Source organism: Parapontixanthobacter aurantiacus, from assembly GCF_009827635.1.
GTDB classification, from domain to species: domain Bacteria; phylum Pseudomonadota; class Alphaproteobacteria; order Sphingomonadales; family Sphingomonadaceae; genus Parapontixanthobacter; species Parapontixanthobacter aurantiacus.
The window spans coordinates 150,462-168,836 of sequence record NZ_WTYW01000001.1 but is presented as its reverse complement, the minus strand read 5'-3'; the positions used below and the strand labels follow the sequence as shown (position 1 = coordinate 168,836).

The 18,375-nt window shown below is 62.8% G+C and carries 16 protein-coding genes; 11 read left to right on the top strand and 5 right to left on the bottom strand.

Going from position 1 to position 18,375, the window contains the following annotated elements; translation table 11 throughout:
* Nucleotides 1-9: 9 nt before the first annotated feature.
* Both GRI38_RS00780 and GRI38_RS00775 read left to right on the top strand, forming a co-directional pair.
* On the top strand, nucleotides 10-513 hold the full coding sequence (locus GRI38_RS00780; protein ID WP_160681125.1) for a hypothetical protein: 504 nt from the start codon (nucleotides 10-12) through the stop codon (nucleotides 511-513).
* A 31-nt stretch (nucleotides 514-544) separates the two neighbouring features.
* Nucleotides 545-1,909 (top strand): SPOR domain-containing protein, encoded by a 1,365-nt coding sequence (locus GRI38_RS00775; protein WP_160681124.1) that lies wholly within the window; start codon nucleotides 545-547, stop codon nucleotides 1,907-1,909.
* Nucleotides 1,910-2,090: 181 nt separating this feature from the next.
* Here GRI38_RS00775 and GRI38_RS00770 read toward each other — a convergent pair whose 3' ends face one another.
* Complete coding sequence (locus tag GRI38_RS00770) at nucleotides 2,091-3,323, bottom strand: dihydroorotase (protein ID WP_160681123.1); 1,233 nt, start codon at nucleotides 3,321-3,323, stop codon at nucleotides 2,091-2,093.
* A complete protein-coding gene (locus tag GRI38_RS00765; RefSeq protein ID WP_160681122.1) occupies nucleotides 3,320-4,345 on the bottom strand; it encodes an aspartate carbamoyltransferase catalytic subunit in 1,026 nt (341 codons plus the stop codon). The genes GRI38_RS00770 and GRI38_RS00765 overlap by 4 nt, the downstream gene beginning before the upstream one ends.
* Nucleotides 4,346-4,501: 156 nt before the next feature.
* Here GRI38_RS00765 and sppA point away from each other — a divergent pair, with 156 nt between their 5' ends.
* Nucleotides 4,502-6,379 (top strand): signal peptide peptidase SppA, encoded by a 1,878-nt coding sequence (gene sppA, locus GRI38_RS00760; protein ID WP_160681121.1) that lies wholly within the window; start codon nucleotides 4,502-4,504, stop codon nucleotides 6,377-6,379.
* 81 nt (nucleotides 6,380-6,460) lie between these two features.
* On the opposite strand, the gene GRI38_RS00755 is transcribed toward sppA, so the two are convergent.
* The 3 genes from GRI38_RS00755 to GRI38_RS00745 form a co-directional block, all read right to left on the bottom strand.
* Complete coding sequence (locus GRI38_RS00755; RefSeq protein WP_160681120.1) at nucleotides 6,461-6,718, bottom strand: hypothetical protein; 258 nt, start codon at nucleotides 6,716-6,718, stop codon at nucleotides 6,461-6,463.
* Between the two features lie 75 nt (nucleotides 6,719-6,793).
* On the bottom strand, nucleotides 6,794-7,000 hold the full coding sequence (locus GRI38_RS00750; protein WP_160681119.1) for a hypothetical protein: 207 nt from the start codon (nucleotides 6,998-7,000) through the stop codon (nucleotides 6,794-6,796).
* A 2-nt stretch (nucleotides 7,001-7,002) separates the two neighbouring features.
* Nucleotides 7,003-8,295 (bottom strand): sulfotransferase family protein, encoded by a 1,293-nt coding sequence (locus tag GRI38_RS00745; protein WP_337191210.1) that lies wholly within the window; start codon nucleotides 8,293-8,295, stop codon nucleotides 7,003-7,005.
* 140 nt (nucleotides 8,296-8,435) lie between these two features.
* Between GRI38_RS00745 and serS the strand changes: the two genes are divergently transcribed.
* From serS to glk, 8 genes are all read left to right on the top strand, one after another.
* Nucleotides 8,436-9,719 (top strand): serine--tRNA ligase, encoded by a 1,284-nt coding sequence (gene serS / locus GRI38_RS00740; protein WP_160681117.1) that lies wholly within the window; start codon nucleotides 8,436-8,438, stop codon nucleotides 9,717-9,719.
* A gap of 74 nt (nucleotides 9,720-9,793) precedes the next feature.
* Complete coding sequence (surE, locus tag GRI38_RS00735; RefSeq protein ID WP_160681116.1) at nucleotides 9,794-10,570, top strand: 5'/3'-nucleotidase SurE; 777 nt, start codon at nucleotides 9,794-9,796, stop codon at nucleotides 10,568-10,570.
* Nucleotides 10,567-11,664, top strand: coding sequence for a potassium channel family protein (locus GRI38_RS00730; RefSeq protein ID WP_160681115.1), 1,098 nt, complete (start codon nucleotides 10,567-10,569; stop codon nucleotides 11,662-11,664). The genes surE and GRI38_RS00730 overlap by 4 nt, the downstream gene beginning before the upstream one ends.
* Nucleotides 11,665-11,750: 86 nt before the next feature.
* On the top strand, nucleotides 11,751-13,172 hold the full coding sequence (gene rimO / locus GRI38_RS00725; RefSeq protein ID WP_160681114.1) for a 30S ribosomal protein S12 methylthiotransferase RimO: 1,422 nt from the start codon (nucleotides 11,751-11,753) through the stop codon (nucleotides 13,170-13,172).
* 47 nt (nucleotides 13,173-13,219) lie between these two features.
* Nucleotides 13,220-14,032, top strand: a complete 813-nt coding sequence (locus GRI38_RS00720) for a transglutaminase-like domain-containing protein (protein WP_160681113.1) — start codon at nucleotides 13,220-13,222, stop codon at nucleotides 14,030-14,032.
* A 117-nt stretch (nucleotides 14,033-14,149) separates the two neighbouring features.
* Nucleotides 14,150-15,589: a glucose-6-phosphate dehydrogenase gene (zwf, locus tag GRI38_RS00715; protein WP_202389810.1), complete on the top strand. Its 1,440-nt coding sequence runs from the start codon at nucleotides 14,150-14,152 to the stop codon at nucleotides 15,587-15,589.
* Entirely contained in the window at nucleotides 15,582-17,393 is a 1,812-nt protein-coding gene (gene edd, locus GRI38_RS00710) for a phosphogluconate dehydratase (RefSeq protein ID WP_160681112.1), read from the top strand. Before zwf ends, edd begins: the two co-directional genes overlap by 8 nt.
* The gene (glk, locus tag GRI38_RS00705; RefSeq protein ID WP_160681111.1) at nucleotides 17,393-18,373 is read left to right on the top strand and encodes a glucokinase; all 981 of its coding nucleotides are present in this window, start codon (nucleotides 17,393-17,395) and stop codon (nucleotides 18,371-18,373) included. The genes edd and glk overlap by 1 nt, the downstream gene beginning before the upstream one ends.
* The last annotated feature ends 2 nt before the right edge of the window (nucleotides 18,374-18,375 follow it).

The following is an 18,375-nucleotide window of genomic DNA, read 5'->3' as shown; positions in this document are numbered from 1 at the left end:
GGAGACGTCATGTCCGAAGCAGGTTACGCATCCTTGTCGCCCAAGTTGCTCGCCAACAAGGGCGGCGCCAAGCCGGCCATGCGTTCGCAGATGGCGGCGATCGACCCGTCCGCAATGTTCAGCGCCGAGCGCCTCGAGGATCTCGGCTGGAACGACATGGGCGAGGACGAGGAAATCCAGGCCCAGCCCCAGACGCGCAGGATGGGCGAAGTCATCTCGCTGAACGATCACGTCATTGCGCAGGATCTCGGCAGCCCGGTCCACGACCAGCAAGCCGAACTGACGCGCGAATTGCGCCGTGGCGCAGCGAAGGCGAACGTCAAGAATTCCGCGAATGCCGGGAAGCGCGCCGCATTCACCCTGCGCCTCGATGCGCAGCGGCATCTCAAGCTGCGGCTGGCGAGCACCATGCTCGACGAGAGCGCTCAGCAGATCGTGACCGACGCGCTCGACGCGGCGCTCGCACGGCTGCCGGGGCTCGACGAACTCGCCGCCGGCATGAAACGCAAATAGAATTTCGAAGGAAAAGGACGGGGGACCCACCATGTCGCACACCAACAATCGCAAGAAGATCATCGGTCTCGCTCTTTCGACCGCACTCGCATCCACGGCGCTGGCCGGTTGCGCCGGCGGCGTTGCGCCCGAAGCGCGCGTGTCCGCCGCCAAGGCGCAGGACAAGCTGGAAGCGGGCAAGACGAGCCAGGCGATCCGCCACGCGGAAGCCGCCGTTCTTGCCGAACCGCGCAACGTCTCGCACCGCGTCATGCTGGGTGCCGCCTATCTTGAGGATGGCCGCTTCATCTCCGCCGAGACCGCTTTTGCGGAAGCGATGGAACTCGGCTCGACCGACGCCCGCGTGATCGTCAGCCGCGCGCTCGCCATGACCGCCGCCGGGCGTGGCGAGGATGCCCTCGTCCTGCTCAAGGATTGGCAGGATACGATCGATCCTGCCGATTTGGGCCTTGCCTACGCGCTGGCCGGTGAACCGGGCCGCGGCGTGCACGTTCTCGGCAATGCGCTGCGCAATGGCGAGGATACCGCAAAGGTCCGCCAGAACCTCGCCTATGCGTTCGCGCTTAATGGCGACTGGCGCGATGCCCGCCTGATGGCGGCGCATGACGTTCCCGCCGACGAACTCGGCGCGCGCATGACCGAATGGGCGCATCACACGCTGCCGGGCGCGCATACCGCCCGCGTCGCAACGCTTCTCGGCGTAGAGATTTCGCCGCAGGATCCAGGTCGTCCGGTCATGCTGGCGCTCGACAACAATCCGAGCGTCCCGCAACTCGCCGCGGAAGTCGCAGGCGAAGACTTCGTCCCGTTCAACCCGGACGAGGAATTGCCGCCGGCGCTCGCAGGCATGCCAGCCTCGTTCAAGACCAAGGAAGCCGGCATCGCCCCGCTGACCGACGTCGAGCTGGCGAACAACGAATTCGTCGAGGAGCCGCAGCCCGCTTTCGTTCCTGCTGCTGCCAAGCCGACAAATGTCGCGGCACCGGTCGCCAGCGCTTCGGTCGCCCGCTCCGCTCCGCGCGTTGCGGAAGCCGCGCCGCTGGCACGTCCGTCGAGCCGCCTGGCCCCTGCCGGCAAGACGCAACTCGCACAGCTCGACGAAGGCGATCACTTCGCACAGCTCGGCTCCTTCTATACCGAGGCCGACGCCAAGCGGGCATGGAAGATATTCCAGTCGCGCTACGCCGCGCTGAAGGACAAGCAGATGGTCATCACCAAGGCCAAGGTCCGCGGCAAGCTGTACTATCGCGTATCGGCTGCCGATCTCGCCGAGAGCAGCGCGGAAGCGCTCTGCTCGACCATCCGCAACAGTGGCGACGGCTGCTTCGCTTATGCAGCCGACCGTCCTCTGCCCGGCGCCATCGAGCGCGTCATGCGGATGGCTCGCAACTCGTAAGTAAGAATTCATTTACGTCTGCGGTCTATACAGGTCGGGCGTAAGGATTACTTCTCCCGCTTTCCTTCACTGGCAAGCGGATTACCCCAAAGCTTCCTATAGCCCCTCCCGGACCCTGTTTCCGCGGAGGGGTTTTTCTTTTCAAAGCTAACTTGTTTGACGGAGCGCATCGCGCGCTTCCTTACTCGCCGATGCGGACCCCACCCTTATAGAGTGCAACGACGCGCCCCTGCGCCGGTTGACCGTCGAACGGCGTGTTCCCCGCGCTCGCGGCCATGCTCTTGCCTTCGACGATCCACGGCTTGTCGGGATCGACGATCGCGATGTCGGCTGCGAGACCGACCTCGAGCTTTCCGGCATCGAGCCCGAGAAGCCGGGCGGGTTCGGCGGCCATAAGAGAAAAGGCTCTGGCCATGTCGATCACCTCGTCGCGCACCAGCGTCAGCGTCGTCGACAACAAGGTTTCCGCACCCGCCATTCCGGGGGCGGCATCGGCGAACGGCAGGCGCTTGTCCTCTGCACCGCGCGGATCGTGGCTGCTCGTGACGAGGTCGATCGTTCCCTCGGCAATCCCGGCGATGACCGCCTGGCGATCCTTCTCGCTCCGCAAGGGCGGCGAGAGGCGAGCGAAGCTTCGGAAATCCGCGATCGCGAGGTCGGACAGCATGAAATAGGCCGGGCTCACCCCGGCGGTTACCTTGAGGCCACGCGCCTTCGCACGGGCGACGAGTTCGATACCGGCGGCGGTGGTGACCTGCCGGAAATGCAGCCGCGCCCCCGCCATCTCTCCCAGCGCGATATCGCGCGCGATCGCGAGCGCTTCGGCTTCGGCAGGTGCGCTCGGCAGGCCCAGACGGGTTGCCATCTCGCCCGCAGTCGCAACCGCTCCGCCGACGAGTGAAGCATCTTCGGCATGGGTGATGACCGCCATGTCGAGCATCGCGGCATATTGCAGGAGGCGGAGCATCACCCCGCTATCGGCAATCCATTGCCGTCCGGTCGCGATGGCCCGCGCCCCGGCGTCGCGCATAAGGGCTATCTCCGCCAGTTCGCGGCCCTCGAGGTTCTGCGTCGCAGCGGCAAGCGGATGCACCCATAGATCGGGCTTGCCGCTCTTCGCGATGAAATTGATGCGCGAGGCGATGTCCAGCACCGGCGACTGGTCGGGCATCAGGGCGGCGCGTGTAATGCCGCCAAAGTGGAAGGCGGGCTTGTCCACCGCGAACACGCCGCAATCGACGAGACCCGGAGCGATGAGCTTGCCCCGCGCATCGACGGTCTCGTCGCCGTCGCGCGGCGCGATGTCGCCCACCGCTTCGATCATTCCGTCGACCAGCCGGATCGCACCCTGCTCGACCCGGTCGGGCAGGACCAGTCGGCCATTGACGATGGTGAGCGGTCGCACCTGTTTCATCGGGCAGCCTCCCAGCCCTCGACCCCGCGCGCGCTTCGCGTCAGCACATCGAGACACGCCATGCGGATCGCGACGCCCATTTCCACCTGCCGCGTGATGATCGAACGATCGAGCATGTCGGCGACTTCGCTGTCGATCTCGACCCCCCGGTTCATGGGACCGGGGTGCATGACGAGGGCGTCCGGCGCGGCGCGGTCGAGCCGCTCTTTCGTAAGCCCGTAAAGGTGATGATATTCGGCGGCGGAGGGAATGAACTGCCCGCTCATCCGCTCGCTTTGCAGACGAAGCATCATGACGACGTCGCATCCCGCCAGCGCCGCGTCGAAATCGTGGAACACCTCCGCCCCCATCTCCGCAATACCCTGCGGCATGAGCGAGGGCGGTGCGCATAACCTGACGCTCGCACCGAGCGCCTGCAGACAGAGGAGATTTGAGCGGGCGACCCGGCTGTGCAGGATATCGCCGCAGATCGTCACCGTCAGCCCGGTGAAATCGTCCGCGCTCTCGCCCCGCCCGTCGAGTGCATGGCGCAGCGCCAGCGCATCGAGCAGTGCCTGGGTCGGGTGCTCGTGCGTTCCGTCACCAGCATTGAGAACCGGGCAATCGACCTTGCTCGCAATCAGCTCGACCGCGCCGCTCGACCCGTGGCGAATGACGATGGCATCGGCCCGCATCGCGTTCAGCGTGACCGCCGTGTCGATGAGGGTCTCGCCCTTCTTCACGCTCGATTGCGCGGCATGCATGTTAACGACGTCCGCGCCGAGTCGCTTGCCCGCAATCTCGAAACTGAGAAGCGTGCGGGTCGAGTTCTCGAAGAACGCATTGATGATGGTGAGGCCCGACAGCGCCTCGCTCTGCTTCGCGGCACGCCGGTTGAGATCGACCCACTGTTCCGCCTCGTCGAGCAGATAGAGGATTTCGTGCCGCTCGAGTTTGCCGATGGCGAGCAGGTCGCGATGCGGAAAGGCGAGCGATCCGGCGGGATAGCGCCAGCCGTGCGGGGAAGGTCCTTCGGATGTCATTAAAGATGCGTCACTAGGCCCGTCGAGCCTGCCGGGCAAGACACAGCGGAGCACCTTTGCCACACCCGGCAAACATTCTTTCGGTGGACCTTTTTCCGCCAGCGCCTAGATTGAGCGAAATTCTATTACCCAAACGACCGGGATACGGGACATTCGATGACATTTGCAGGCAAGGTATGGCGGCTGCTGGTCGGCGTGAAGGACGCGCTCGTTCTCGTCTTCATGCTGCTGTTTTTCTGGGCGCTGTTCGCCATCCTTACCGCGCGCCCCTCGCCCGCGCAGATTCGCGAAGGGGCTTTGCTCGTCGAACTCGACGGCGTGATCGTCGAGGAAGCCTCGCTGATCGACCCTCTCTCCGCGCTGCTCGCGACGCAGGCACCGGTGAACGAGTACCAGGCACGCGACCTCGTCCGGGCAATCGACGCGGCCGCCGACGACGAGCGGATCAAGGCGGTCGTTCTCGACCTCGACACGTTCCTTGGCGGCGGGCAAGTTCACCTAAGCGAAGTCGGCGCCGCGCTCGACCGGGTAAGACAGGCGGGCAAACCGGTTCTGTCTTTCGCGACCGCCTATGCTGATGACGGCCTGATGCTGGCCTCCCATGCGAGCGAAATCTGGCTCGATCCGATGGGCGGTGCGGTCATTTCCGGTCCCGGCGGCAACCGCCTTTACTATGCGGACCTGCTGGAACGGCTGAACGTCAATGCCCGCGTCTATCGCGTCGGAACCTACAAGTCGGCGGTCGAACCCTTTACGCGCAATTCGATGTCGCCCGAAGCGCGCGAGGATGCGCAGGCGCTATACGGCGCCCTGTGGCAGGAGTGGCGCGCGAATGTTGCGAAGGCCCGGCCCGGTGCGGACGTCGCCCGCGTTGCAGATTCTCCCGCCGAATGGGTTCAGGCGTTTGAAGGCGACATTGCGCGCGCCGCGCTGGATGCGAAGCTCGTCGACAAGCTCGGCAGCCGGTACGAGTTCGACACCTATGTCGCCGGTTTGGTCGGCGAAGGGATCGACGGACCCAATTCCTTTGCACATTCCGAACTCGGGCCGTGGCTGGCCGAAAACGAAGTCGTCAATTCCGGCCGCCCGATCGGAGTAGTCACCATCGCGGGCGAGATCGTCGATGGCGAAGCCGGTCCCGGAACGGCAGGCGGAGAACGCATTTCCGACATTCTCGATGAAGCCCTCGACGACAATCTCGCCGGTCTCGTCGTGCGCGTGGATTCGCCGGGCGGCTCCGTCCTTGCCAGCGAGGAAATTCGCCGCGCGATCCTGCGCCACAAGGCGCGCGGCATTCCGGTTGCGGTCTCGATGGCCAATGTCGCGGCGAGCGGCGGATACTGGGTTTCCACTCCCGGCGACCGCATCTTCGCGGAGCCAGAGACCATCACCGGCTCCATCGGCATATTCACCGTCATTCCGACTTTCGAACAGCTTGCCAACGAGTACGGCGTGACGGCTGACGGAGTTCGAACGACGCCCCTTTCCGGCCAACCCGACCTCGTCGCAGGCTTCAATCCCGAGACCGATGCGATCATTCAGGCTGGTATCGAGGATGGCTATCGCGACTTCATCTCTCGCGTGGCAGCGGCGCGCAACATGACGCCTGCACGGGTCAACGAGATTGCGCAAGGTCGGGTCTGGGACGGCGGCACGGCGCGCCAGATCAGACTGGTCGACCAGTATGGCGGGCTCGAAGATGCACTTGCTTGGGTAGCGAGAAAGGCGGCGCTGGGCGAAGACTGGCACCCGCGCTATCTTGGCACCGAAGCTTCGACCTATGACACGCTGTTACGCCAGATTTTCTTCGATGGCGATTCAGAGGCACGACGCTCGGGTTCGCGCGATATCGTGGCCCTGATGAGCGAACGTCACGGCTCGCTGGTGGACCAAGTGCTAGCCGATGTCGCGCGCTTGCAAAGTCGCAAGGGGATGCAGGCCTATTGCCTCGAATGCCCGGCGAGCGGAAAACCGGTCGAACCCGACAGGACAAGCTCAGGATGGCTCGCGACGATTTTCTCAGTGCTCAACTAAGCGAGAACCGCCAACGCGAAACAAACGAAAAAGCGCGCGCAAGCCGCCGCCCACGCGCGCTCGAAATTCGCCAGATGTATTCTAGATCGTCTTCGCGGTCGTCGTAGTGGAGGCGCCGCTCGTCTTGGTCGACGTGCCGCTATCAGCTTTCTTCGCGTCGTCGGCGAATTTCTTCGCCAGATAGCCGCCCGCTCCGATAGCAAGCATCGCCGGCAGGCTCAGGCGCCGCAACACCGTCGTCGCTACAACGCCAAGAACTGCTCCTGTCGCACCATCGACGCCGCGGGTTTGCTTCGCCAGCTTGTCTCCGACGAAAGCTCCGATCAACTTGCCAATCATATCAATTCTCCTTTGTCCGACCAACGACGCTCCCGGTTTGCGGTTCCTCTGACAATGGCATTGCAAGGGACTGTTTCAATGCGGTTTCTGCTTTGCGGTGTAGCTCTTGGGCGGGCGCGAAGCCTCTCCCTCGGCGAAGACGACCGTATCTCCCGGCGCAATGTCCTGCGCCGCATAGCGGTCCCAGTTGCGGTGAATGAAGTCGGGCGGGCCGAAGACCTTGACCGCGTTCCAGTATCTGTCGTCCCGGAAACCGATGAAATGGACGACCGATTGCGTCACGGTCAGGCGACCTGTGGCTCCATCGTGATTTCGAAATCGCGCACGTAATCGCCCAATTCGTCCATCACCATGGCGGGCGTCAGGCCGAACTCCTCGAGCGAATAGTTATGGGGAAAGCGTTTGAGCGCGCGGGATCGCTCGAGGAAATCCTCCATACCGCCGAGCGCGGGTTCGATATCCATGTTCAGGAAAGCGTAGATGCGATCCATCGTCCCGCGCCAGTCACGGTCGACGTCTTCATAATGAACGTCGATCAGGCGATTGGCGGGTATCCGCTTTCGTGCAGCCTGCATTCGCTCGATCTGAACGCGAGTCTTTCTGAGCCATTCGCGCCCCAGCACGTCGGGGCGGACGTGATCGGAATAGATAATCGTCTGGTTCCACGCGAGCGAGGCCGCGCTGCCCACGACAGAATGGGGATCGCGATGGGTGAAGATGACCCGCGCATCGGGAAACACGTTGAGCAGCGCGTCGAGGTCCAGCATGTGCTGAGGCGTCTTCAGGATCCATGGGCGGATGCTCGATGCCTGCTGCGACCATCCGATCAGGCGAAGCAGGTCGGCCATCTGTTCATAGGCGGGCGTCGCATCCTCGCTTTCGCACCACCGGCCATAGGTCGGTATCTGCCACTGCGCCTCGTGCTTCATGCCCCACATCGAATTGACGAGCAGGCCAAGCTCTTCCTCGGGCTCATAGGGGCCGGTAGGGTGGATCGACAGGGTGCGCGGATTGGCGAGGCGCGCGACGTTCATGATCCGCGCGGCGAGAACCGGACGAAAATCTTTCTTCTTTCCGGCGAGGACTTCCTCGAAATCGGGTCGCGGAACCGGGCTGATGGTCTCGAAACTGCGCAGGTGATTGAAACGATGGTCGCTGGCGAGAAGCCGGTGCAACCGTGTCGTCCCCGACCGCATGGGCCCGACGATAACGACCGGACGCGCAATCGGGCGCAAGAGAATTTCGGGATGCCGCGCGAACCACATCTGCGCCCAGAGCCGATCCTTCAGCACCTTGTGGAACTGCTGCATGGCAGAGAAGTCCCCCGCGACATTGAGCTTGGCTTCTTCGCGAACCGAGTGGAGCAGGACGTCCATCGGTCCTTCGAACCAGCGAGAGCCGAAGTCCTCCAGCCCCGTCGCGGCGATCGCATCATCCATCAACGCCCGCCGTTCGAGGCGGACAGGCTTGACGAAACCAACGGCGCGCCCGGCCTTCACGACCTTTTCCGCAACACCGATGAAAGGCGTTCGTTGCGGCGGAACGGTCGGATTTTTGCGCTCAGGGATAAGTCTCACCTTACAGTTCAAGGTCTTAGGGCATTTTCCCCTAGCCATTGCTGCCACAATCGCAAGGATGCTCATAAACGCACATCCTGCGAAACGGTCCCCTTTTGGCTACTGGCATTTGCCTGGCGCAGAAGGCATAGGGCACGGCCATGCACGATATCCGCTTCATTCGCGAACACCCGGACCTTTTCGACCGAGCGCTGGCCCGTCGCGGTGCGCCCGCCGCCGCGCAGGAAATCGTTGCGCTCGATGCGAAAAGACGCGCGCTCGCTACGCGGATGCAGGAATTGCAGGGTCGTCGCAACGAAGCGTCCAAGGCAATCGGTCAGGCCATGGGCAAGGGCGATACTGACAAAGCCGAAGCGCTCAAAGCCGAAGTAGCCGACATCAAGCAAAGCCTTCCTGCGCTGGAAGAAGAAGAGCGCGAACTGGGGCAGGAACTCGACGACACGCTAGCCCGTCTACCGAATATTCCGGCGGAGGACGTGCCCGAAGGCGCGGACGAGAGCGACAATGTCGAAGTGACGCGCTGGGGGACCTTGCCCGAGTTCGACTTCAGTCCTCGCGAGCACGCCGATTTCGCACCGGCGCTCGGTATGGATTTCGAAACCGGGACGAAGATTTCAGGTGCGCGCTTTACCTTCCTTCGCGGACAGATGGCACGGCTGCACCGGGCATTGGGACAGTTCATGCTCGACCACCAGACCGGCAGGAACGGCTACACCGAATGTGCACCGCCCGTGTTGGTCGGCGACGATGCCATGTACGGTACGGACAAGCTGCCCAAGTTTGCGGAGGACAGCTTCCGGACGACGGACCGGCGCTGGCTTATTCCGACATCGGAAGTCAGCCTCACCTATTCGGTAGCTGGCGAAATCATCGACGAGGCGTCCTTTCCGATCCGTCTCACCGCCCTCACCCTGTGTTTCCGCAGCGAAGCGGGGTCTGCCGGGCGTGATACGCGCGGCTTCATCCGTCAGCATCAATTCGAGAAATGCGAACTCGTCAGCATCGTGCGGCCCGAAGACAGCGAGGCCGAGCACGAACGCATGACGCGCTGCGCCGAAGAGGTGCTGGAGGCGCTCGAACTGCCGTACCGCAAGATGCTCCTGTGCACCGGGGACATGGGGTTCGGCGCGCGCAAGACCTATGATCTGGAAGTCTGGCTGCCCGGCCAGGGCGCTTATCGAGAAATCAGTTCCTGTTCCAGCACCGGCGATTTCCAGGCGCGCCGCATGAACGCGCGCTATCGCCCAGAAGGCGCGAAGAAAACCGAGTTCGTCCATACGCTGAACGGTTCGGGTCTGGCAGTCGGGCGAACGCTGGTCGCAGTGCTCGAAAACTATCAGCAAAAGGACGGCAGCGTGCGCGTGCCTGAAGCACTGCAGAGCTATATGGGCGGACTCGAACGGCTCGAACCAGGCAAAGGCTGAGCTGTCCGGCTCGCGGCGAATTGCAGTGCCTGCTTGCACGGCGCGGTGCGGACGATACAAGAACGGCGAACCTCATGAGAATCCTGCTTACAAATGACGACGGCATTCACGCCCCCGGTTTTGCCGTCCTTGAGGAAATTGCGGCGCAGCTAAGCGACGACATCTGGATTTGCGCTCCGGCCGAAGAGCAGTCGGGCGCCGGCCATTCGCTCACCCTCAACCACCCCGTCCGCTTGCGCCAGCATGGGGAGCGCCGTTTTTCGGTCACCGGAACGCCTACCGATTCGGTCATGCTGGGCCTTCGCGAAGTGATGGACGCACCGCCCGATCTCGTGTTGTCCGGGGTCAATCGCGGGGCGAACCTCGGCGACGACATCACCTATTCCGGCACGGTTTCGGCAGCCATCGAGGGTGCACTGGCCGGGGTCCGCGCGATTGCGCTCAGCCAAGTCTATTCCGGTGAGAACCGGCACGAGGCGGGCGCACTGGACGATCCGTTCGAAGCGGCACGCCATTGGGGAGCGAAAGTCGTCAACAAGCTAATCGACGCGCCCCTGCCCGAGCGAACGCTCATCAACATCAACTTTCCGCCCCGCCCGGCAGACGCGGTGAAGGGAATGCGCGCCTGCCGGCAGGGTTTTCACGACTATTCCCGCGGCAGCGTAGTGGAAGGCAAAGACCCGCGCGGACGCAGATATTTCTGGTTCGGCCTGCATGCGATCGAGCATACGCTCGACCATGGCACCGATCTCGAAGCGATCGACGATGGCTACATTTCGGTCACGCCGTTGCAACTCGACCTGACCCATCATTCCTCGCTCGGCAACATCGCGGAACGCCTGTCCGAATGAGCCGCGGGAAACAGCCGGACGTCATCGGCAAGACGGACAATGCCCCACGCTCGCGGTGGCAGCAGACAAAGCCGTTGCGCCGCGCCGTGAAGATCCCCGTCTGGGGCGACCTCGGTATCCGGCTCGGCATCGCGATCTTCCTGCTCGGCATCGTCGTGATGATCCACTGGTGGGATCGCAACGGTCTCGTCGACAGTGTCGATGGCGAAGTCAGCTTCCTCGATGTCATCTACTTCACCATGATTTCCGTCACCACGACCGGTTTCGGCGATATTGCCCCCGTGACCGACAGGGCGCGGCTCGTCGAGGCGGTGATCGTCACACCGATCCGTTTTGCCGTGTTCTTCATTTTCGTCGGCACGGCCTACAATTTCATTATCAAGCGCAGCTGGGAGAAATGGCGCATGGCCCGCATACAGGAACAGCTTTCGGACCACATCGTCGTCCTCGGCTACGGCGTATCGGGCTCTGAATCCGTCGCCGAACTGATTGAGCGCGGCACCGATCCGCAATGTATCGTCGTCATCGATCCGATCGAAGAACGGCTGATCGAAGCGGAAAAGCTTGGCTGCAACATCATGGCCGCCGACGCGACGCGGGACAACACGCTTGAGGCCGTGCAGATCAATCGCGCGAAGAACGTCCTCGTTTCCGCTGGCCGGGACGATACCTCCATTCTCATCGTGCTGACCGTCAGGCATCTGGCGCCGAACGTCCCGATCAGCGTGGTCGTGCGTGCATCGGACAATGAATTGCTGGCACGGCAGGCAGGCGCGGACAATGTCATCAACCCCGTGCATTTCACCGGCCTGCTGCTCGCTGGCAGCGCCAAGGGCGCGCACATCGCCGACTATCTGGCTGACCTCGCCTCGGTCGCGGGCCGCGTGCAACTGGTGGAGCGCAAGGTCACCGAAGAAGAGTGCGGCTGCTCTATCTACAATCTTCATTCCGGCGGGCGCGGCCTCAGGGTCTATCGCAATGGCGAAGCGCTCGGTTTCTGGGAAGAAGCCTGCGAAAGTCTGCAGCCGGGCGACATCGTGGTCGAAATCGTGCCGACCAAGAACGGCACGACCAAGGGTGACGGTCACGACTGAGCGGTCGGCCTCTCGCTCACGCTAATTACAAGAAGTACGTGCCCTCTGGCGAAAGCGCTGCGACAGGTGTAAGGGCGCGGGCAATCATGAATAACGCTACGACTTTACCCGACCAGAAGAAGGTCGGCATGGTTTCGCTCGGCTGTCCGAAAGCGCTGGTGGATTCGGAGCGTATCCTGACGCGTCTGCGGGCCGACGGATATGCGATGAGTTCCGACTATGCGGGTGCGGATGTGGTTCTGGTCAACACTTGCGGCTTCCTTGATTCCGCCAAGGAAGAGAGCCTTGCCGCCATCGGCGAAGCGATCGCAGAAAATGGTCGCGTCATCGTGACCGGCTGCATGGGCGAGGAAGCCGACGCCATCCGCGCTGCCCATCCCCAGGTGCTGGCCGTCACTGGGGCACATCAATACGAGCAGGTCGTCGAAGCGGTGCACGAATACGCACCGCCGAGCCAGGGGCCCTATGTCGACCTCGTGCCGCAGCCCGGCGTGCGCCGCCAGCGCAGCGAGGAAGCGAGCGATATCGCGGATATCAAGCTGACGCCGCGTCACTACAGCTATCTGAAGATATCGGAGGGCTGCAATCACTCCTGCGCCTTCTGCATCATCCCGGACCTGCGCGGAAAGCTTGTGAGCAGGCGTGTTGATGCGGTCCTGCGCGAGGCGGAAAAGCTGGTTGCCGCCGGGACGAAGGAATTGCTCGTCATCAGCCAGGACACCTCGGCCTATGGGGTCGATACGCGGCACGAGCCGCGCGAATGGAAAGGGCGCGAAGTGCGCGCGCACATGACCGATCTTGCCCGCGAACTCGGGCAGTTGCGCACGCCTGCAGGCGAGACGCCTTGGGTGCGCTTGCACTACGTCTATCCCTACCCCCATGTCGATGCTGTCGTTCCGCTGATGGCGGACGGTCTGCTGACCCCCTATCTCGACATTCCCTTCCAGCATGCGGCACCTTCGGTGCTCAGACGTATGAAGCGTCCTGCCAACGAGGCGAAGGTGCTCGAACGGCTGAAGAACTGGCGGGCAATCTGTCCTGAGATCGCCATTCGCTCATCATTCGTCGTCGGCTTCCCCGGTGAGACGGAAGCGGACTTCGCCTATCTCCTAGAATGGCTGGAAGAAGCACAACTGGATCGGGTCGGCGCTTTCCGCTTCGAACCGGTCGCCGGCGCGAAGGCAAATGACCTGCCCGATCAGGTGCCTGAGGCTTTGAAGGAAGAGCGATACGCGCGGCTGATGGAAGTGACAGAACGGATCAGCGCAGCTAAACTTCAGGCAAAGATCGGGAGACGACTGCCCGTCATCATCGACGAGGTCGGCGCACCCGACGAGGACGGAGACATCGGTGCCACGGGGCGCAGCCAGGCAGATGCGCCAGAGATCGACGGCAGCGTGTTCTTTCGCAACGTCCCGTCCTCCCTCAGTGCCGGGGACTTCGTCACCGCAGAGATCGAGGACGCCGACGCGCACGATCTGTTCGGCTTCGTCCCGGCGAACGAATAAAGCTGGGGCGCAGCGAAACATTCGCCCGCCTCTCCCGTTCGGCAAGCATGACCACCAAAATTGATCTGTCCTTCGCTTTCGAAGCCGAGGACCCGACCGACGTCCTCCTCCAATTCGAGGCCGCTGCCATCCCGGAGCAGACGCTGGGCAACGTAACCTGCAACCTCGGTGATGCCGAGCACATTGCCCGTGTCAGCGCGCAGGACGATATCGGAGAGCGTATCTGGGTTCGCACGCAGGGCCGCTTCGACGTCGAATACAGTGCGGAGGTCGAACTCAACCGTATCCTGACCGAACTCGGCGATCTCGAACGGCTCGATACGCATGATCTGCCTGGCGAAACCGTCAAATATCTGTTCGATTCGCGCTATTGTCAGGGTGACAAGCTGCAGGGCTTCGTCAGCGACAAGTTCGGCGATCGCGAAGGCGGAGCGAAGATTGTGGCCATGCACGAATGGGTGCGCGATACCTTCAAATATACGCCTGGCGTTAGCGACGCGAATACGACCGGAGTGGACAGCTTTCTCGAACGACGCGGCATCTGTCGCGACTATGCCCACGTGATGATCATGCTGGCCCGTGCATCCGCCATCCCCGCGCGCTTCGTGAGTTGCTACGCGCCCGGTGTCGAGCCGCCAGACTTTCACGCCGTCGCAGAGGTCTTTTTGCAGGATCCGACGACCGAGGGCGGTGGCGCATGGTATCTCGTCGATGCGACCGACATGGCGAGTGCGAACGACATCGTTAAGATCGGGGTCGGCAGGGATGCGGCCGACGTGAGCTTCATGACCAGCTTCGGAATGACCGAATTCAAGGAAAAGACCGTGACCGTCACCGACGATGCCGCAAAGCAGGGCTAATCCTCGCTAAACTTATGAATACGTCTGCGTCCCTTGGCGCTTGACCAAAGTGGATGCTAACGCGCTAAACATAAGTTCGTGGGCGAGACGTACATTTCCGTAGGGGCATTTTGCATTATGGGCTTCACTGCCGGAACCTTGCTGCTTTTTGGTGCGACCGGTGATCTGGCGAAACGGATGCTGCTCCCCTCGCTCTGCGCGCTCGATGCGGACGACTTGCTCGGAGACGACCTGCGGATCATTGGAACGGCGCGTTCCGAAATGGACGATCATGGCTTTCGCCAGTTGGCGCGAGAGGCGTTGGAGCAATATCTCCCCGCCAATCGCCGGGGAAGCATGGCGCATTTCCTCAATCGCCTGACATATCAGTCGCTCGACGCGACCAGGCAGGAGGGTTACGACGAACTCGCCCGCAAGGTCGGTAAAGATCATGGCGGACTGGCAATCTTCCTTTCCACAGCCCCGAGTCTCTTCGAACCCACGATCAAGGGATTGCAGCAAGCGGGACTGACTGACGGGGATGTGCGGATCGGCCTCGAAAAGCCGCTCGGAACCGATCTTGCCAGCAGCCAGGAAATCAACGACGCCGTCGCCTCGGCGTTCGACGAAAGCCGTATTTTCCGCATCGACCATTACCTCGGCAAGGAAACGGTCCAGAACCTGCTGGCGTTGCGCTTTGCCAATCTCCTGTTCGAGCCGGTCTGGAACGCGCAATATATCGATCACGTCCAGATTACGGTCGCAGAGACGGTGGGGCTCGAATCCCGCGTTGCCTATTATGACGATAGCGGCGCGCTGCGCGACATGGTGCAGAACCACATGCTGCAATTGCTGGCGCTGGTCGCGATGGAGCCGCCAACGAGCTTCGATGCGACGGCAGTGCGCGATGAGAAGGTGAAGGTCCTGCGTGCCCTGCGGGAGGTCGCGGGCGGAGAAACCGTCACCGGGCAGTATCGCTCCGGCGCGATCTCGGGCGAGGCGGTTGCCGGCTATGCCGAGGAACTGGGCGAAGAGAGCAGCACAGAGACCTTCGTCGCGATCAAGGCACATGTCGACAACTGGCGCTGGAAGGGCGTGCCCTTCTATATGCGGACCGGCAAGCGCCTTCCCGAACGCGTGACCGAGATCGTGGTGCAGTTCCGCTGTATCCCCCACTCGATCTTCGAAGGACGCGGAGCGACGACCAAGCCGAACCGGCTTGTCATCGGCATCCAGCCACAGGAAAACATCCAGTTGTCGATGATGGCGAAGATGCCGGGCCTCGATCGGGAAGGCATCCGCTTGCGCAGCGTCCCCCTCGACATTGCGATGCCCGACGCCTTTTCCGGGACGGTTCGCCGGATCGCCTACGAGCGCCTTCTTCTGGACCTCATCGAGGGGGATCAGACGCTGTTCGTGCGGCGCGACGAGGTCGAGGCGCAATGGGAATGGGTCGATGCCATCCGCGCCTTGTGGCAGAAGAACGATCTGACGCCGCAAGGCTATAGCGCCGGTAGCTGGGGGCCAAGCTCGGCCATCGCACTGGCCGAACGTGACGGGGTAAGCTGGCATGAATAATCTGCATCCTGTCGTTGCGAAGGTGACGCAGCGAGTCGTCGAAAATTCGCGCGAGGGGCGGCGACGCTATCTGGACCTCGTCGAAGAGGCGGCGGGCCGCGATCCGAACCGCCATTCGATGTCCTGTTCCAACCTCGCTCATGCTTTCGCCGGAGCAGAAGAAGACCAGGAAGCGATCATGAAGGCCCGCGGACCCAATATCGGGATCGTGACAGCCTATAACGACATGCTGTCCGCCCATCAGCCCTATGGTCGCTATCCCGAACAGATGAAGCTGTTCGCGCGCGAGTTCGGCGCGACGGCGCAAGTCGCAGGCGGGACTCCCGCGATGTGCGACGGGGTCACGCAGGGCCAGGACGGTATGGAACTTTCCTTGTTCAGCAGGGATGCGATCGCCCTTTCCACTGCGGTCGCGCTCAGCCACGCGATGTATGACAGCATCGCGCTGCTCGGCATCTGCGACAAGATCGTGCCTGGCCTGATGATCGGTGCATTGCGGTTCGGACATCTTCCCGCGATCTTCGTGCCGTCGGGGCCGATGCCTTCGGGCATTTCGAACAAGGACAAGCAGAAGACGCGGCAACTCTACGCCGAGGGAAAGGCAACGCGCGAGGAACTGCTGCGGAGCGAAATGGGCAGTTACCACTCGCCGGGCACATGCACCTTTTACGGGACTGCCAATTCCAACCAAATGATGATGGAGATGATGGGGCTGCACGTTCCGGGAGCCGCCTTCGTCACCCCCGGCACCGGTCTGCGGCAGAAGCTGACGCGTGCCGCGACCCATCGCCTGACCGAAATCACGAAGGACGGGAACGACTTTCGCCCGCTCGCTCAGTGTGTCGATGAAAAGGCGATTGTCAACGCGGCCATCGGCCTTCTGGCCACGGGCGGGTCGACCAATCATGCGATCCATATCCCGGCGATGGCTCGGGCTGCAGGGATTGCCTTCGACTGGAACGACCTTGCCGAACTGTCGAGCGTCGTGCCCCTCCTCGCCCGCGTCTATCCCAACGGATCAGGCGACGTGAACCACTTCCATGCGGCGGGCGGCATGGGCTACGTCATCGGCGAATTGCTCGATGCAGGACTGGCTCATCGCGACATCAAGACCATCTGGGGCGAGGGCCTTGGCGATTATGCGAAGGAACCGGTCATGGACGACGATACGCTCGTCTGGCGCGAGATCGGCGAAAGCGGCGATCCCGAAATGCTCTCGACCGTAGCCCAGCCCTTTCAGTCCGACGGTGGAATGCGACTTGTCGAAGGCAATCTCGGTCGGGCATGCTTCAAGACGAGTGCGGTCGAGCGGTCGCGCTGGACGATCGAGGCACCGGCCCGTGTCTTCGAAACGCAGCGCGCGGTCGCCGAAGCCTTCAACAAGGGCGAACTCAATCGCGACGTCGTTGTGGTCGTCAGGTTCCAGGGACCGCGGTCGAACGGTATGCCCGAACTTCATGCGCTGACCCCTCCGCTCGCCGTGTTGCAGGAGCAGGGCTATCGCGTTGCCCTCGTCACCGACGGACGCATGTCCGGTGCGAGCGGCAAGGTCCCCGCTGCCATCCATGTAACTCCGGAAGCGCTGGGCGGAGGCCCCTTGTCGCTGCTGCAGGACGGCGACATGATCAAGCTCTGTGCGGAAACCGGTACGCTTTCGACCGACGCCGATCTGGCTTCTCGCACTCCGGCTCACGACGCGCAGACCGAAATGGGTCTCGGACGCGAACTCTTTGCGATGTTCCGCCATCATGCCGATGGGGCCGAGCAAGGCGGGTCCGCCATGCTGGCGAGCGCAGGGCTGTAATGGCGCAGCGCGAAGTCGTCGCTGTCGACATAGGGGGAACCCACGCCCGGTTCGCCATCGCCCGGCTGTCCGAGGACGGTTCGATCCAGCTGGAAGAACCCGAAACCCTCCATACGGAAGACCATGCGAGCTTCCAGACGGCCTGGGAGGAGTTTCAGGATCGAAAGGGCGGAACCCTCCCCAAAGCGGTTTCGATGGCGATCGCCGGGCCGGTCGGCGGGGATGTTATTCGCTTTACCAACAATCCGTGGGTGATCCGCCCCGCCCTCGTCACATCGAAGCTGGGCGTCGAACGCTTCACCATCGTCAACGATTTCGAGGCAGTCGCCCATGCCGTCGCCCGCGCGCCGGACGACCAGTTCCTTCACCTGACCGGACCGGAAGGCCCGCTGCCTGAAGAAGGGCGCATCAGCGTGATCGGCCCCGGAACAGGCCTCGGCGTGGCGCATCTCTATCGCGATGCGGACCATTATCAGGTTCAGGCGACAGAGGGCGGCCATGTCGACTTTGCCCCCCTCGATCAGATCGAGGACGCCATTCTCGCGCGCCTGCGCAAGCGGCACAACCGGGTCTCGGTGGAACGGGTCGTGTCAGGGCCGGCCATCGTCGATATCTACCAGACGCTGGCCGCCATGGAGAAGAAGGCCGTCACCGAACGGGACGACGTCGATCTATGGACCAGTGGAACGAGTGGCGAAGACAGTCTCGCCGCGGCAGCCGTCGATCGGTTTTGCCTCTCGCTCGGCAGCGTGGCGGGCGACCTTGCCCTCGCTCAGGGCGGCTTCGGCGGTGTCGTGATCGCGGGCGGGCTCGGTTACCGCATCCGGGAGACACTGGTCGGATCGGGGTTCGCAGAGCGCTTTCGTGCGAAAGGTCGTTTCGAAAGCCTGATGGCGAGCATCCCGGTTAAACTCATCACGCACCCGCAGCCGGGCCTTTTCGGAGCGGCTGCCGCATTTCAACGCCAGCACGAAGGCTGAAC